Source organism: Paenibacillus sp. FSL M7-0896 (assembly GCF_037975415.1).
Taxonomy (GTDB): domain Bacteria; phylum Bacillota; class Bacilli; order Paenibacillales; family Paenibacillaceae; genus Paenibacillus_AQ; species Paenibacillus_AQ silagei.
This window is the reverse complement of record NZ_CP150250.1, coordinates 4,262,953-4,278,985: the sequence shown is the minus strand read 5'-3', so window position 1 is coordinate 4,278,985 and position 16,033 is coordinate 4,262,953. Positions and strand designations below refer to the sequence as shown.

The following is a 16,033-nucleotide window of genomic DNA, read 5'->3' as shown; positions in this document are numbered from 1 at the left end:
CCGCCGACGTATCCCATTGTTTTCCTGGCCCCATGGTGTTGCACAGAGGAGAGGATCACAATATTGGTCGGGCCGGGTGTGAAGGTAACTACAATACAATAGATGATAAAGGAAAGGATATTCATGATGACCTCCGGTGTAAGTAGTTCCATGAATATACACCGGGACCGGGAATGGCTATAGTACATTATTGCAGCTCGCTATTCCCTTAGCCGAGAGCACTCCATATTGTCAATATCCCCATCACCATGACGAATGATCCCATCCATAAGCCCACTGCCCCTCTGAAGCGCATGGAGCTGATGTAGGCGTCACTGGGTTCACTATCTCCTTTCGTTTTCCAGCCCTCACTCATCTGCCAGGTGAAGGTAGGGTGTCTGCGCACATATAAGGCAAATAAGTTGATTGCAATTCCAAATAGCAAGAAGAAGATTCCTGCAAAAGTTCCGATGATAATCAGCTCCTTAGTAAGTTTCAAATGTTTAGCCGTTTGTATCTAATACGTTACTTGGTTTAGGGGAGGTTTCACAATTATAATAAACGTGAAGTATAATAGTCCGATAGTATTTCTTCTGAAGGAGAGTCCTTTGTGTTCAAAATAATGCTAATCGAAGATGATATCACCCTATTCGGGGAGATCAGGGAGAGGCTTGCCCAATGGTCGTATGAGGTGTACGGTGTTACGAACTTCGGTAAGGTCCTGCAGGAATTCACCGAGGTGAAGCCCGACCTGGTGGTGATTGATATCCAGCTGCCGCAGTTCGACGGCTTCCATTGGTGCCGGATTCTGCGCAGCCACTCCAAGGTGCCGATTATTTTCCTCTCCTCCAGGGATCATCCTAGCGATATGGTGATGTCTATGCAGCTGGGGGCCGATGATTTCATTCAGAAGCCATTCCATTTCGAGGTGCTGATTGCCAAGATTCAGGCTACCTTACGCCGGGTCTATAATTACGCCAAGGAAGGCACGGAGCTGAAGACCTGGCGCGGAGCGGCGATTGAGTTCGTGAAGAATACGGTCACGGGCAGCGGGGGAGCAGCCCTGCTGACCAAGAATGAGATGATGATTCTCAAAATCCTGCTGGAGCGCAAGAACAGTATTGTGGAACGTGAGGTGATCATCACCAGCCTGTGGGACAACGAGCATTTTGTCAGCGATAATACGCTGACTGTGAACGTGAACCGGCTGCGCAAGAAGCTGGAGCCGCTCGGTCTGGATGCCTACATAGAGACTAAGGTGGGGCAAGGGTATATGGCGACTGAAGAGGCGGCAGAATGATAAGGAAATACATCACCGAGAAGCGGAGCTGGCTGCTCCTGCTGGCCGCTCTCCAGCTGATTATTATCTTCGTTGCCTTTATTGACTCTGCCATACCGCTGCTGCCAGTCCTATACATTGTACTGCTGAATACGCTGCTCTGTCTGGCCTTCGTCTTCCTGCGGTATTCCCGGGAGACCCGTTTCTACAGGAGCCTTGCCTCCTGGGATCAGATCTATGAGCTGCAGGCGGTCCTCGATCCCGGTAGTCCGATGGAGCGGCTGGTCCATGAGGCGGTAAGCGCCCAGACAGACCGCTACAAGCGCGAATCCTTCATGAATGTCCAGCTGCTGGAATCGGAGAAGGACGAGCTGCTGGCCTGGATACATGAGGTCAAGACCCCGCTGACTGCCATGCAGCTCATGATAGAGCGCCTGCCGGACGAGACCCTGCAAAGACAGATGATGTACGAATGGCTACGGATTCACCATCTGCTCGACCAGCAGCTGCATCAGAAGCGGATTCCCTTCATCCGTAATGATCTGTTCATTGAAAAGGTCAGTCTTGCCCCTATCCTTAATAAGGAGATACGGGCACTGAAATCCTGGTGCATCTCCAAACGCATCGGGTTCGACGTAGAGCTTGAGGCCGAGACCGTGCTGACAGACGGCAAATGGCTGGCCTTCATGCTGCGGCAGCTCCTGACCAATGCCGTGAAATACAGCGAAGCCTCCGATATCCTCATCCGGAGCCTAGAAGAGGGCGGCCATGTCGTGCTTGTCATTGAAGACAGCGGACAGGGGATAGATCCCAGGGATCTGCCGCGCATCTATGATAGGGGCTTCACCTCATCGCGCTTCCGCCAGGAGGGGGCAGCCACCGGCATGGGGCTATATCTGACCCGGCAGGTGGCGGAGCCGCTGCAGATCAGACTTCACGCTGCTTCCGTGCTTGGGCAGGGGAGTGTGTTTACGCTAACTTTTCCAAGGGAGAATGACTTTCAGCGGCTAACAGGCATGTGACAATAGTGTCACATGCCTGTTCCATTTGTTCGGCGAAGCGCAGGAAAATGATCATCCACCCGCTTATGATAGAGCTATAGAAAAGGAGTGGGGAACAGATGCTTATCATGCAAGCTAACAAAATCTATAAAACCTATGGCAACAAATTCAATAAACAGGAAGTCCTGAGCGGTATTGATCTTCAGGTGGACAAGGGCGAGTTCGTCGGAATCATGGGACCTTCCGGTTCAGGTAAAACGACGCTTCTGAACGTTCTCTCTTCGATTGACCGGGTAAGCAAAGGCGCGATTGAAATTGAGGGAAAGGAATTCACGGGAATGAAGGAGAAGCAGCTTGCCGAGTTCCGCAAGCATCATCTCGGGTTCATTTTCCAGGATTATAACCTGCTCGACACCTTGACGGTCAAGGAGAACATCATGCTGCCGCTATCGATTACAGGCATGTCCAAGAAGGAGGCGCACCAGAAATTCGACCAGGTAGCGGGCGAGCTGGGAATCTATGAGCTGAAGGATAAATATCCGGCGGAAATCTCAGGCGGGCAGAAGCAGCGTACGTCTGCGGCACGGGCGTTCGTGCATGATCCGAGTATTATTTTTGCCGATGAGCCGACGGGAGCCTTGGATTCCAAATCTGCGTCCGATCTGCTGAACAAGCTGGCTGCCATGAACAGCAAGCGTGAAGCTACCATTGTCATGGTTACGCATGATGCCGTGGCCGCCAGCTACTGCAGCCGCGTGGTGTTCATCCGGGACGGGCAAATCTACACCCAGCTGAACAAGGGGGAGGAATCGCGGCAATCCTTCTTGGGTGATATTATCAGCACCCAGGGCGTACTTGGTGGTGTCACGCAATGAGTCTGAATTATATTATCCTGCGGAACCTCAAAAAGAACATTAAGAACTATTATCTCTACGTTTTTGCTCTTATTTTCAGTGTGGCCCTGTATTTCTCCTTCGTGACACTGCAGTTCGACCCGGCCATGCACGAGGTCAGCGGTTCAATCAAAGGCGGGGCAGCCATTGGCGCGTCCTCAGTGCTGCTGGTTGCGATTGTGGCCATCTTCCTGCTGTATGCGAACACCATCTTCATCAAGCGCCGCAGTAAGGAGATCGGGCTGTTTCAGCTGATCGGGCTGACCAAGAGCAGAATCTTCGTGCTGCTGAGCGCCGAGAATCTGATTCTATATTTCGGATCGATGTTCGCGGGGATCGGTGCAGGGTTCGTGATGTCGCGGTTGATCCTGATGATTCTGTTCAAAATCCTGGAGGTCGAACAGCTGGTGGCCTTGCGCTTTTCCCCCGAGGCTTTGCAGCGGACGGTGCTGGTTTTTGCCGCCGTGTACGTGCTGATTATGATTATGAATTACACCTTCATCCGGGCCCAGAGCATTCTGTCGCTATTCAAGGCTACGGCCACTTCCCAGACGCGCATTCAGAGAATGTCGCTATGGGAGGTTGTGATCGGCGTGCTCGGGATGATCAGTATCTGTGGAGGGTACTATATCTCCGGGGAGCTGTTCAGCGGCAAATTCACGGGCATGGGCGGATTGATGTATGCGATGATTGCTATCCTCGCACTGGTGATTATCGGGACTTATCTGTTCTACAAAGGCTCGGTCAGCTTCCTCTTCAATCTCATCCGCCGCAGGAAGAAGGGCTACCTGTCCATTCGGGAGGTATTATCACTCTCTTCCATTATGTTCCGGATGAAATCGAATGCCCTGCTGCTGACGGTCATCACCACGGTATCCGCGCTGGCGATCGGCCTGCTCTCTCTGAGCTATATCTCATATTATTCGGTGGAGTCCTCCGCGCGCGAGAGCTCGCCGCATGATTACGGCTTCCTTCAGAAGGCGGATGAGGCGGGATTCCGGGAGGCGCTGGATCAGGCCGGCATAGGTTATACCACTCTGGAGATTCCAACGGTGCAGGTAGAGGTGGATCTTAAGGAGGTCCTGGATACTAACAAATTCTCCAACAATGACACCAGTCTATTGGCTACCGTGATTAGTGAGAGCAGTCTGAAAAACATGGATTTGCAGCCGGGCGAGGTACGGATTATGGGATACACAACTACGAAGCAAACCATGCATCAGCTCAAGAACAAGGGGGAACTCGCCTTCTCCACCAAGGATGGTGTTATGAAACAGCAGCTCGCAGGATTGTCAGAGGAGACTGTTCTGCCGTATTATTTTGGCGGAGGTGTTCTGGGGGTGTTCGTGGTGGATGATTCAGTCTTCCGGGAATTGCTTCAGCATAAAGATCCAGATGAGCAAAAAAGAGTGAGCGGTGAAGGAGTCTATTACGGTATTAATCTTACCGGGTCCTCGCAGGCCAAGCAGGCTTATGAGATTTATAAGCAGCAGAAGCCGGAGCTGCAAAGCTTCTCGCAATATGAATTTGAGTTCAACCAGCGGACCAATATGGGCCTCATTATGTTCATTGTCGGCTTCCTGGGCCTGACGTTCCTGATCACCTCCGGCTGTATTCTTTATTTCAAGCAGATGGATGAGAGCGAGGAGGAGCGGGAGGGATATACGATCCTGCGCAAGCTGGGCTTCACCCAAGGGGATCTCCTGCGCGGCATCCAGTTCAAGCAGCTGTTCAATTTCGGTATTCCGCTGATTGTCGGGCTGTGCCACAGTTACTTTGCGGTGAAATCCGGCTGGTTCTTCTTCGGGACCGAAATGCTGACTCCGATGTTCGTCGTTATGGGAGTCTATACCGTGCTGTATTCGATCTTCGGCATCCTGTCCGTCCTGTATTACAAGCGGGTAATCCGGGAGTCACTGTAAAGATATGTAATGATGAGGATAGCCTTGGGGCTGTCCTTTTTCTTTTTAGAGGATTATACTCCGGCTGTTTTCATCCAAAAGTGTTCAGCTCTTGCCTTACGCAAAACAGGCAGCGATAATGGTATAATAAGACTGAAACGTAGCAGACCAAACCAAATGGGAGGTGCTTACGATGAACGAACCTGTGCTGAAAAAAGCCATGAACACGTTGGAGTTTTTGAGTCAGAACGAGGAAGCCCGCAGACAATACGAAGCACGTCAGCGCTATTTACATGACGAGGCGTCGATGTATGAAGCGGCTAAGGTTGCCGAGGCCAAGGGATGGGCTGAAGGCGAGGCTAAGGGAAAAGCAGAGGGAATAGCTAAGGGTAAAGCGGAGGGTAAAGCAGAGGGAAAAGCAGAGGGAAAAGCAGATGCTCAAAAAGAAACGGCTCATAAACTGCTTGTTCTAGGTATAGAACTATCTGTTATCGCCGAGGCAACAGGGCTATCCGTAGAAGAGATTCAGAAGTTAAAGCCGCTACAGTAAAAGTAGCAGAGATATCAGACTATAGACAGAAGAGGTGGGGGCGTGTCAGTTACAGTTGGGGAGATTAAATCGATTAACCGTTATCCGGTAAAATCCTTTGCGGGGGAGGCACTGGAGGCCTGTAAGGTTGTATCTTACGGAGTGGAGGGGGACCGGTATTGTTCCTTTTATGATATGACCAAAAAAGACTGGTCCCAGTATATCACTGCCCGGAAGATTCCGAAGATGATGTCCTATAAGGCGGAGTATACGGGGGAAGATATCCGTGTAACGGCTGCGGATGGCCGGGTGTTCGGCTGGGACCAGGAGCTGCTGGACGAAATACAGAGTTTGACCTCTACCGAAATTACGATGTCTGCGTTCAAGGCACCACACCCGGAGGAGCAGTACCCGGAGCTATTATCGGTAGATGGGGCAAGTATTCTGCTGGTGACCGATAAGAGCTTGAAGAAGCTGGAGGCGATGTGGGGCAAGCCAATTGACCAGCGCCGCTTCCGCGGCAACTTTCTCGTGGAAGTGAGTGAGGACTCGCTCGGGGAGGAAGAGTGGCTCGGCCGCCGTCTGTCGATAGGCAGTACAGTGCTGCAAGTGGATAGCTATTGCGAGCGCTGCGTAATGATTACGACAGACCCGGATACCCTGGAACGGGACAGTTCGCTGCTGAAGCAAGTATATAAAGAGCTTAAGCAGCAGTTCGGCGTCTATGCCTCTGTAATCCGCACGGGAGAAGTTCGGCTGGGCGATCAGGTTCTTATGCTGGATAACTAAGCTGGACAGGGGTGAACGATATGCTGGAGTTGTCCATGGAGCATGCGGATGAGCTGGTGAAGGTGACACATGCGCTCTCTACGGAGCTAAGGCTCAGAATGCTGGCGCTGCTTAACACCCGGAGAATGAATGTAGCGGAGCTGGCTGAAGCGCTGGAAATTCCGGTATCTACGGCAGCCTCCAACGTGAAGGTACTGGAGCAGGCAGGGCTGATTGAGACCGAGCTGCTGCCTGCTTCACGCGGGGCGATGAAGGTATGCAGCCGGATCTATGATGATATCAAGATCACGATCAATGCCCCGCAGCGCCGCCTGCAACCCGGTCAAGGCGAATATTGCTACGAGATATCCATGCCGATCGGCAATTTCACAGCCTGTGAAGTGGCACCTACCTGCGGGATGGTCAGTGAGAACGGTCCGATTATTACAGATGATTCACCGGCAGGATTTTTTCATCCGGACAGGGTGCAAGCCCAACTGCTCTGGCTGCGCAAAGGGTATCTCGAATACCGCTATCCGCTGGAAATTCCGCAAGGAGCGGTGCTTCACCGGATTCAGTTCTCCATGGAGATCTGCTCAGAGGCACCGAATTACGAGAATGACTGGCCTTCGGATATCACACTGTGGATTAACCAGGTGGAGGTGGGGACCTGGACCTCGCCCGGCGACTTCGGCGGCAGACGCGGGAAGCTGAATCCCTCGTGGTGGATTGATACGGGAACCCAGTTCGGGGCACTCAAGACCTGGAGCGTAGATAATACCCGCAGCACTATCGACCATCAGGAGCTATCTGCTGTTAATCTGGAGCAGCTGAACCTCACCGGCCAGAACCACGTGGATCTGCGGCTGGGCGTGAAGGAGAATGCGGTCTTCAAGGGCGGTATGAACCTGTTCGGCAAAAAATTCGGCGATTATGAGCAGGATCTGGTGATGAAGATTTTTTATAGTGTGGAGCCTTAGTCTAGAAGTAAGGTGAATGTAAGATTTTATTTGCGGAAAAGAACCTGCTGCTTACGGCGAAGGTTCTTTTTGGCGTCACCATTGACATTTCAGCGGATTCTGCAATAATTGATACATATTTATTGTATTAAAACAAAAATATTGTTATTAAGGAGTGTGCTCATTATAATGACAACCCGGCACTATATCAAGGATTATCCGCGGCCGCAGTTCGTCCGTGACGCCTGGCAGAGCCTGAACGGGGAATGGGATTTCCGGTATGACGATGACAACATGGGGGAGCGGGAGAGATGGCATGAGGAGCTGCACGGCGATCTGAAGATTCAGGTTCCGTTCACGTATGAGACGGTGGCGAGTGGAATCGGCGAGACCACGTTCCATCCGTATGTATGGTATGAGCGGGAGGTACAACTACCTGACACCTTGGGCAACAAGCGGGTGCTGCTGAATTTCCAGGCGGTGGATCATATCGCGAAGGTGTGGGTGAACGGCAGCTATGCCGGGGGGCACCAAGGCGGGTACGCGGCTTTTACACTGGATATCACAGATTATCTGAACACAGGTGCCGGAGCGCTGAACCGTCTGACCGTCAAGGCAGAGGATAGCCAGAGCTGTACACAACCACGGGGCAAGCAGCGCTGGGTGGATGAGAATTTCGAGTGCTTCTATGTGCAGACCACGGGAATCTGGCAGAGTGTGTGGCTGGAGTATGTATCCCCTTCGTATCTTAAGTCTGTCAAAATCACTCCGGATCTCGATAACCGCTCAGTCCGCTTCGAATACGAGGCTCAGGTGGCAGCCCCGAATCTCCGGCTGGAGACCCGGATCAGCACGCAGGAGAAGACCTTCAAGCAGGTCTCGCTGCATATCGACCGGTCTTGGCAGCAGCTGGATGTAGAGCTGACCCATGAAGCGAATGGCCCGTGGAAGCTCCAGTCCTGGTCGCCCGCTTCGCCGGTGCTGTATGAGGTGGAGTTCGTTCTGTACGAAGGGGACAAGGTGATCGACCAGGTCTACTCCTACTTCGGACTCCGCAAAATCTCCATCGAACACGGCAAAGTCCTGCTCAATAACACGCCGGTGTATCAGAAGCTGATTCTGGACCAGGGCTATTGGCCGGACAGCCATTTGACCCCGCCTTCGGAGGAGGCGCTGATTGCTGACATTGATGCGATTCTCGCGATGGGCTACAACGGGGTACGCAAGCATATGAAGATTGAGGATGCGCGCTTTCTGTACTGGTGTGATGTGAAGGGACTGCTGGTCTGGTCGGAGATGTCGGCCACCTATGAGTTCAATGATGAGGCCGTGGAGCAGTTCACGAAGGAATGGACCGAAATTGTCCGGCAGCAGTATAATCATCCCTCGGTGATTACCTGGGTGCCTTTTAACGAATCCTGGGGTATTCCGCAGGTCTACACGAATAAGCGTCAGCAGCAATTCACTGAGGGCATCTATCATCTTACTAAGGCGATGGACCCGGACCGTCCGGTGATTGTCAATGACGGCTGGGAGCATACGATCAGCGATATTATTACCTTGCATGACTATGAGGAGAGCGGTGCTGCGCTGTTTGCGCGGTATGCGGACTCCGACAGTGTGCTTGGCGGCAGCTCCTCATTTAATAACTGGAAATACGCGATGGCTAAGGGCTACGAATATCGGGGTCAGCCTGTCATAGTCAGTGAATTCGGGGGCATTGCCTTCAACACCGGCGAGGGGTGGGGCTATGGGGAGCAGGTCAGCAGCACGGAAGCCTTCATTGAACGGTTCCGCAGCATCACGCAGGCGATCAAGGATACACCTTACATCTGCGGTTATTGCTACACTCAGGTTACGGATGTGCAGCAGGAAGTGAATGGGCTACTTACGGCATACCGGACACCGAAGCTTCCGCTGGACGAGATTCGTAAGATCAACCGGTAGAAAGGTCTATCCGCAGAGCGGAGATCAGGTGACCAGCTCCGGGACCGGACAGAACCCGGGGTTCGCGGCGCACAGAGCTGTGGTGAAGTCCGGCCGGGTCTTCCTCAGCACCGCGAAATAACTCCGGATGACATGGTTCAGCTCAGGGCTGCCATTCTGGAAGGATAGGGACTTAAGGGTCTGGACATGGGTGTAATAGTATTTGGTCTTCTGCTTAGGCAGCTTGTAGACGGTTGGCGGAACATACGTAGTGACGTCAAAAAGATTGGAATAGCGGTAGCTGCTGCGCACATACCGGCTGAAGGCGTTGGCAAAATCCGGGTCGCCTACACGCGGAGACCCGTAAGTATACAGCCGGGGAGTGGTAAAGGCGGAATTGGCAGAAACATCTAGCGCACATAGAGTAGCCAGTGCCCCGCCAAGGCTATGGCCTGTTACATATAGGGTCTTCTCCGGAGACAGAGTGCCAAGCACGGAGAGAATATCATCCCTTGCGGAGGCATAAATATCCGTGAAGCCCCTATGCGTCAGGCAGGGCTCTTTAATGTATTTGAATGGCTTTTGCGCGGCATTCATGTTCGAGAGCCAGTCATTGGTGGAGATGCTTCCGCGCCAGGCAATAATGATCTCCTGCGGTGATTCCAGAATGAAGCCGAACAGCTCCCACACATTCCCCATCGATTTCGCCTGGAAGCTATGCACGGCCGAGAAGTCCGCCGGTACCACGAACGCACCCTCCGCATTGGCAAATTGGGTATAGGTCTGTCCGCAGACAGCCGCCAGAAAAATCGCCCATTCCGCCTCACCTGTCATGGTACTCATTCTGCATCCCGCCTTTCTTTATATCTGTGTATGATGGGAAGGCGGGATTGGTGCCTATTCGTATGGTGACAGCATAGATGGAGCGCGTATATAATTAATCCATTGTTTGCCAAATACATATAAGGTAAAGCAAACGTAAGGGATTGCGGGAATGGAGGAAGAAATGAAATGGTCGAGGAACGTATCCTGCTTGGGGAGATAAGCATTAACGCTAAGTATTCTTTAAAAGACAAGCCTGTCATCCTGTTGCTTCATTTCAGCGGCGGAAACCTGCATATGTGGGATGGAGTTCTCCCGCAACTGGAGCAGGACTACAGCATCCTTGCACCGGATCTCCGGGGGCATGGCCGGTCGGACAAGCCGGAGACTGGCTATCATATTGACGAGATGGCAGAGGATATGTATCTGTTGCTGAGGCATTTGCAGGTGGACAAGTGCCACGTAGTAGGAAGCTCCATGGGGGCGCAGGTAGCGGTCAGTCTGGCAGCAGCTCATCCTGAGCTTGTAGCGTCCCTGGTGTGCGAAGGTGCGCTGAATAACGAATTTGGCGAATATGGTATTTTTGACGGCACGGCGGAAGCGGTGGAGCAGAGGAAAGTGCAGCTTCGGGCAGAACTGGAGGAATGGAAGGAACCGTGCTATGACAGCCTTGAATCGTATGTAGCCCAGCAGCGGGCTGAGCTGACTGCGGAGGGCCTGTGGAATGAATATTTCTGTGCGTTCTATACGCATAGTCTTGAGCAGCATCCAGACGGCAAGTATTCCTATTGTTATCCGAACCGTGTCAGAATCGAATACATAGTGAAGTATTGGGAGCTGTCTTTTGAACACTATTATCAGAAAATACAATCCCCGGTCCTGTTCCTCCCCAGCGAAGCGGAATGGAACGATGAACGGGTCCGCAGCAGTCTGAATGCCTTCGCAGAGCGGCTGGACAGCTATGAAATTGCGCTGATCCCGGATTCGCTTCATGCGTATGTCTGGATGCAGCTTCCGCTTCAGGCGGGTCAGGCTGTGCGGGATTTTCTGGACAAGCAGCTCTAACCCTACCAAGCATATAAAGAAGCCCGGTTCAGAGACAGGACTCCGAACCGGGCTTTGCTGTGTGAAGGATGGTGCCTATTTTCAGTTCTTATTCGCCCTCCGGCGAATCTTCAACTGCCCGGTCAGGCAGCTGAGTCACATAGCTATCGGACATGCGGAGCAGCTCCAGCGCCCGGGTGAATTCATCCTCTGTCGATTGAAGCAGATTCGTGCCGTCACCGGACAGGGTGTAATGCTGGCCGTCCTCGAACCCGCTGCCTGACAGGAACAGCTCTTCATTATTAACGAAGGAACCCGTAGGCAGATAATAGCGCTGCGGCAGCAGGTTATACGCGGTCTGGTTAAGCAGATCCTGTCCGAAGTGGATATGATAGTCCAGCGGAACACCGAGCAGGTTAGATACCGTAGGAAGAATATCCACTTGACCGCCGAGCTGCTCCTTCAAGGCGGGAGAGGTAATGCCTGTGGCTGAGATGATCAGCGGTATATTAATCAGATCACGCTCATTATATTCATGGTCCAGAATCTCCTCCAGCAGGACCTTGTCGGCCTCTTTTAGCGAGAATATAGGAAGACCCCGGTGATCGCCGTAAAGGACCACTATGCTGTTATCCCACACACCGCTGCTCTTAAGCTCTTCTATGAATTGGCCCAGCGCATAATCCGCATAGTTCTCAGCCCGGATATAGTCACCGACCAGCGTCCCTTCGTACCGTTCCGGCAAGGTCATCTTGTATTTGCTCTCCGGGATCGAGAACGGATTATGCGACGACATCGAGATGACATGGGCATAGAAGGGCTGTTCACGCTGATCCATCCGCGCAAGCTCTGCAGAGGTCTTCTTATACAGAACTTCATCCGAGGAGCCGTAGAAGACGGCATCCTCTTCGCCGAAGTAGGTTTTGTCGTAATATTGATTGAAGCCCAGCGCCTTGTACAGCTCCCCACGGTTCCAGAACTCTACATTATTGGTATGGAAGGTCGCCGTATCATATCCCTGTGCCTCCAGCAGCTTCGGCAGACTCGGCAGCTCCTTCGGAGCATACTTATCTGTGGCCGGACCGTCCGGCGGCACATAATAGGAAGTGTTGACGATGAATTCGGCATCTGAAGTATTGCCCTGGCCTACCTGCTGAAAGAACCTGGGGAAATAGTAGCTCCCGCCAGCCAGCCTATTCAGGTTCGGCGTGATTTCGGTCCCGTCCACCGACAGATTGATCAGGAAGTTCTGAAGCGACTCCATCTGCAGGATGATCAGATTTTTACCCTTGGCAGCCCCGAACAAGACCGGATTAGCCTTCTGCTGAATGCCTTTTGTCATGTCGATGCCGGCCTGGGAGATTTGCGCAGGGTCCATAGGCTCCTCTGCGGGTTCACGCAGCAGGGCGTAGGCTTCATAATTGAGAATGCCCATTTGCTCTGCCTTGACATTCTCATTCATACTGGCTTTATTGGGGAAGATATTCATCATGCACAGCGTAAGCGAGATGCAGAACAGGATAGCCACTGCCTTGCGGTTGCTGGGCCGGGACATGGAATGCTTCCAGGCCAGCGCTTTCTTCCGTCTGAGCATGATCAGGCTGATAATAATGATGTCTACGAAGATAAGCATATATTGCGGATGCACGACGGCGAATATACTTTTTTTGACGGCGCCTACCTGCTTGACCTGTCCGAAGACCTGTGACGTAGCAATCATACCAAAATGATTATGATAGACGATGAGAGAGAAGAACAGTACAGTAATGAGCAGATTGACGATCAGATAGATGGCGACCTTGTGCTTGGTGGCGAACCATTCGATGAGGCAGAACAGTAGCAGCACGAACGGGATTTCCTTCAGCCAGGTGGTCCAGGTGGGACCGTCCTCGAATAAGTAATACCAGGCGAAATAACTCTTCACCAGCATGATCAGCGAGAAGAACAGAATCGACCTTTTTCGAAGCGAACGTGATTCCTTGTAAGGCATTGCGTATGCGCATCCTTTTCTATATAATCCATTAATTCTATTACAGGGCCGAGTTCAAAATCAACCGGTATTTAAGGGCAGTTTGGTGAAAAATAAAGGTGAAAGTTCGCCGCATATACGTTATTCTCTAAGAAGTATCCGGGAAGTTGAACCGTTGATAAACGAAGCAGGAGGAACAATAATGACCAAAGAATTCTCGCGCCAATATACAGACAGTGTGAAGCAGGAACTATTGAACAGACTCGGCCTGAAGCAGGTGTATTTCAAGGGACAGCAGGGCGAGGACCTGTTATATGAAGCAACGGGCTTTGACCGCGGCACCTCGCATAAGTTCTGTGTCAGAACGCGGAAGGGCACCGTTGACGAATGGGTAGGCGGGAAGTGGATGAAGGTCCGCAGCTTCTCGATTGCCAGCAAACAGGAGGGTTCAGAATGAGCAGCAATTCTCATTTGCAGTTACAGGTACAGCCTTTGACAGACATCAAGCATCTGAAGATTCATGGCAGAACGACCGGAGCGCTTAACCCCCTGACGTTATTCTGGACGGGCAGTGCGATAGAGGTGAACCTCCGGGCCTCCGAGCTGTGGCTTGAAGTAGAGTCCGGTTACGATCATCACGAGTCCTGGATCAGTGTGCTGATCAACTCCGTTCCCGTCAGCAGACAGATGTTGAATGCCGGAAGGCACTGGGTCTGCGTATTCAGAGGAATGAACCCTGAGACTGTGAAGAATATCCGGATTGTAAAAGAGGTCCAGGCGATGAGCGGCGACCCCGGCGCCTATCTTCAGTTCCATGCGGTCCGCACAGACGGCAGCTTCCTGCCTGTTGAAGCGAAGCCGTACCGGCTGGAGTTCATCGGTGACAGTATCACCTCAGGTGAGGGCGTCATTGGTGCCAAGAGTGAAGAGGGCTGGATTCCCGCCTGGTTCAGCGGCGTTCATAACTATACAGCGATCACTGCCGAATCCGTGCAGGCCGAATTCCGGGTGATCTCACAGAGCGGATGGGGCGTGCTCTCCAGTTGGGATAATAACCCGGGGGGCAATATTCCTGACATCTATGAGCAGGTCTGCGGTCTGCTGACCGGCCCGCATAATGAAGCGCTTGGAGCGCATGCGATGAATGATTTTGCGGCCTGGCAGCCGGATGTGGTGGTAGTCAACCTGGGTACCAATGATGACGGCGCGTTCAACTCCCCCGCATGGCTGGATGAGAGTACCGGACGTATCTATAAGCAGCGGCTGAATGAAGACGGAAGCTATCATGAGGAGGATCTGGCCGCCTTCGAGGCCGCAGTCACGAGGTTCCTGGCGAAGCTGAGAGGCTATAACCCCGGGGCGCATCTTCTCTGGGTGTATGGAATGCTTGGCCTCTCCCTGATGCCGGCGATCTACCGTGCGGTGGATGAATACATGAAGTCTACGGGCGACAAGAACGTGTCGGTGTTCCAGCTGCCGAATGTGACGAATGAAACGATGGGAGCGCGAACCCATCCGGGCCTGCCGGCGCACGAGCAGACTGCAAGGGAGTTAAGCGGCTATATCCGGGGAATTTTTTCAGGGTCTTAAGTGTAACGGCATATCCATTGAACAGTATAAGTTGCGGGAGCGCTCATCAGCTGATGGGCGCTTTGTGCTGCAATTCATCTGCTTGACAAACAAACCGTCTGGACGGTATAGTAAATGACGAGGTGATGATTGTGAACAGTAATTCCAAACGCAGTCTGATTCTGGCTGCAGCTTCAACGATTGTTAAGAATAGCGGAATTGAGAAGCTTACGCTTGAAGCGGTGGCTGCTGAAGCAGGAGTGAGCAAGGGCGGTCTGCTGCACCATTTTCCGAATAAAGACGCATTAATCTACAGTATGGTTTCGGGCATTACCAATGATTTTGTTGCGGATGTCCAGAAGAGGGCGGCCCAGGATACACGGGAGCAAGGGAAGTGGAGCCGTGCTTATTTGCAGTCTACCGTAGAAGCCGATCAGGATGGGCAGGACATGAATGTTGCGCTTAACGCAGCGCTTTTTACAAACGGTGAATTGCTGGATGAATTAAGGAAGCATTATACGGTCTGGCAAGAGAACATCGAGAATGACGGGCTGGACCCGGTAATTGGCTCCATTGTCCGGCTGGCTGTAGACGGCCTGTGGTTATCGGAGGTATTCGGGATCGGCGAGATCAGTGATGATATGCGTGATAAGGTCATCCGGAAATTAAATGAAATGATCCATTAAGGAGGTAGTCCCATTGAATGCTTATGTTTTACTATCCTTAGCCATTGTGAGTGAGGTCTTCGGCAGCTCTATGCTTAAGGCATCCAACGGGTTCAAAAAGCTCCTTCCCTCCATTGCGGTGGTCGCTGGCATGGGCCTGGCGTTCTTCAATCTGTCACTGGCGCTGAAAGAAATCCCTCTCGGGACAGCTTATGCCATCTGGTCTGGCGTGGGAACGGCGTTAACCGCATTGGTTGGCGTGCTGGTCTATAAGGAACGTCTGAATGTGCGAAAAATAGCAGGCTTAATCCTCATCATTGGCGGTGTGGTTCTGCTGAAGCTGTCAACGGGGGTGTAGAGATGAGAGGTTACTTAGCGCTAAGCATCGCTATTATTTCAGAAATCTTCGGTACGACTATGCTTAAGCTCTCCGATGGATTCAGCAGTGTGCTGCCGTCGATCGGAGTAGTGCTTGGAATGGGCCTGGCTTTTTACTGCTTATCAATCAGTCTTCGCACCATACCTCTGAGCCTGGCTTATGCCATCTGGTCTGGTGTGGGGACAGCGCTGACAGCACTGATCGGCATCCTGATCTGGAATGATCCGTTCAATCTGCTCACCGGCATTAGTCTGCTGATTATTATCGGGGGTCTGGTGCTGCTGAATTCACCGGATAAGACTGGCGGGGAAAACGCCCCTGAAGCTACGGAGAATTAGGTCTTGCTTATC

17 protein-coding genes are annotated in these 16,033 nt (G+C 52.2%); 14 read left to right on the top strand and 3 right to left on the bottom strand.

The window, feature by feature from the left end:
* Positions 1-208: 208 nt before the first annotated feature.
* Positions 209-478, bottom strand: a complete 270-nt coding sequence (locus MKY12_RS18505) for a DUF6199 family natural product biosynthesis protein (RefSeq protein WP_339249204.1) — start codon at positions 476-478, stop codon at positions 209-211.
* 111 nt (positions 479-589) lie between these two features.
* Between MKY12_RS18505 and MKY12_RS18500 the strand changes: the two genes are divergently transcribed.
* From MKY12_RS18500 to MKY12_RS18465, 8 genes are all read left to right on the top strand, one after another.
* Positions 590-1,279 (top strand): response regulator, encoded by a 690-nt coding sequence (locus tag MKY12_RS18500; protein WP_339310285.1) that lies wholly within the window; start codon positions 590-592, stop codon positions 1,277-1,279.
* Positions 1,276-2,280: a sensor histidine kinase gene (locus MKY12_RS18495; protein ID WP_339310283.1), complete on the top strand. Its 1,005-nt coding sequence runs from the start codon at positions 1,276-1,278 to the stop codon at positions 2,278-2,280. The genes MKY12_RS18500 and MKY12_RS18495 overlap by 4 nt, the downstream gene beginning before the upstream one ends.
* Positions 2,281-2,378: 98 nt before the next feature.
* On the top strand, positions 2,379-3,134 hold the full coding sequence (locus MKY12_RS18490) for an ABC transporter ATP-binding protein (RefSeq protein WP_339310281.1): 756 nt from the start codon (positions 2,379-2,381) through the stop codon (positions 3,132-3,134).
* Entirely contained in the window at positions 3,131-5,074 is a 1,944-nt protein-coding gene (locus MKY12_RS18485; RefSeq protein WP_339310279.1) for an ABC transporter permease, read from the top strand. The genes MKY12_RS18490 and MKY12_RS18485 overlap by 4 nt, the downstream gene beginning before the upstream one ends.
* A gap of 172 nt (positions 5,075-5,246) precedes the next feature.
* Positions 5,247-5,603 carry a hypothetical protein gene (locus MKY12_RS18480; RefSeq protein WP_339310277.1) on the top strand — a complete coding sequence of 119 codons (357 nt, stop codon included), beginning with the start codon at positions 5,247-5,249 and terminating at the stop codon, positions 5,601-5,603.
* A 42-nt stretch (positions 5,604-5,645) separates the two neighbouring features.
* Positions 5,646-6,371: an MOSC domain-containing protein gene (locus MKY12_RS18475; RefSeq protein WP_339310276.1), complete on the top strand. Its 726-nt coding sequence runs from the start codon at positions 5,646-5,648 to the stop codon at positions 6,369-6,371.
* Positions 6,372-6,391: 20 nt separating this feature from the next.
* The gene (locus MKY12_RS18470) at positions 6,392-7,330 is read left to right on the top strand and encodes a helix-turn-helix domain-containing protein (RefSeq protein ID WP_339310275.1); all 939 of its coding nucleotides are present in this window, start codon (positions 6,392-6,394) and stop codon (positions 7,328-7,330) included.
* A gap of 168 nt (positions 7,331-7,498) precedes the next feature.
* Entirely contained in the window at positions 7,499-9,256 is a 1,758-nt protein-coding gene (locus tag MKY12_RS18465; RefSeq protein ID WP_339310274.1) for a sugar-binding domain-containing protein, read from the top strand.
* Between the two features lie 24 nt (positions 9,257-9,280).
* Here MKY12_RS18465 and MKY12_RS18460 read toward each other — a convergent pair whose 3' ends face one another.
* A complete protein-coding gene (locus MKY12_RS18460) occupies positions 9,281-10,078 on the bottom strand; it encodes a lipase family protein (RefSeq protein WP_339310272.1) in 798 nt (265 codons plus the stop codon).
* 168 nt (positions 10,079-10,246) lie between these two features.
* On the opposite strand from MKY12_RS18460, the gene MKY12_RS18455 reads away from it, so the two are divergent.
* A complete protein-coding gene (locus MKY12_RS18455) occupies positions 10,247-11,122 on the top strand; it encodes an alpha/beta fold hydrolase (protein ID WP_339310271.1) in 876 nt (291 codons plus the stop codon).
* Positions 11,123-11,210: 88 nt separating this feature from the next.
* Here the strand turns inward: MKY12_RS18455 and MKY12_RS18450 are convergent, their stop codons facing one another.
* Positions 11,211-13,091 carry an LTA synthase family protein gene (locus MKY12_RS18450; protein ID WP_339310270.1) on the bottom strand — a complete coding sequence of 627 codons (1,881 nt, stop codon included), beginning with the start codon at positions 13,089-13,091 and terminating at the stop codon, positions 11,211-11,213.
* A 181-nt stretch (positions 13,092-13,272) separates the two neighbouring features.
* On the opposite strand from MKY12_RS18450, the gene MKY12_RS18445 reads away from it, so the two are divergent.
* The 5 genes from MKY12_RS18445 to MKY12_RS18425 all read left to right on the top strand — a co-directional run bounded on the left by MKY12_RS18445 (position 13,273) and on the right by MKY12_RS18425 (position 16,021).
* Entirely contained in the window at positions 13,273-13,527 is a 255-nt protein-coding gene (locus tag MKY12_RS18445; RefSeq protein ID WP_036733179.1) for a hypothetical protein, read from the top strand.
* Complete coding sequence (locus MKY12_RS18440) at positions 13,524-14,660, top strand: SGNH/GDSL hydrolase family protein (protein WP_339310269.1); 1,137 nt, start codon at positions 13,524-13,526, stop codon at positions 14,658-14,660. Before MKY12_RS18445 ends, MKY12_RS18440 begins: the two co-directional genes overlap by 4 nt.
* A 131-nt stretch (positions 14,661-14,791) precedes the next feature.
* A complete protein-coding gene (locus MKY12_RS18435; protein ID WP_339310268.1) occupies positions 14,792-15,325 on the top strand; it encodes a TetR/AcrR family transcriptional regulator in 534 nt (177 codons plus the stop codon).
* Positions 15,326-15,338: 13 nt separating this feature from the next.
* Positions 15,339-15,662 (top strand): multidrug efflux SMR transporter, encoded by a 324-nt coding sequence (locus tag MKY12_RS18430; RefSeq protein WP_036733186.1) that lies wholly within the window; start codon positions 15,339-15,341, stop codon positions 15,660-15,662.
* Between the two features lie 2 nt (positions 15,663-15,664).
* Positions 15,665-16,021 carry a multidrug efflux SMR transporter gene (locus tag MKY12_RS18425; protein WP_339310267.1) on the top strand — a complete coding sequence of 119 codons (357 nt, stop codon included), beginning with the start codon at positions 15,665-15,667 and terminating at the stop codon, positions 16,019-16,021.
* Positions 16,022-16,033 lie beyond the last annotated feature (12 nt).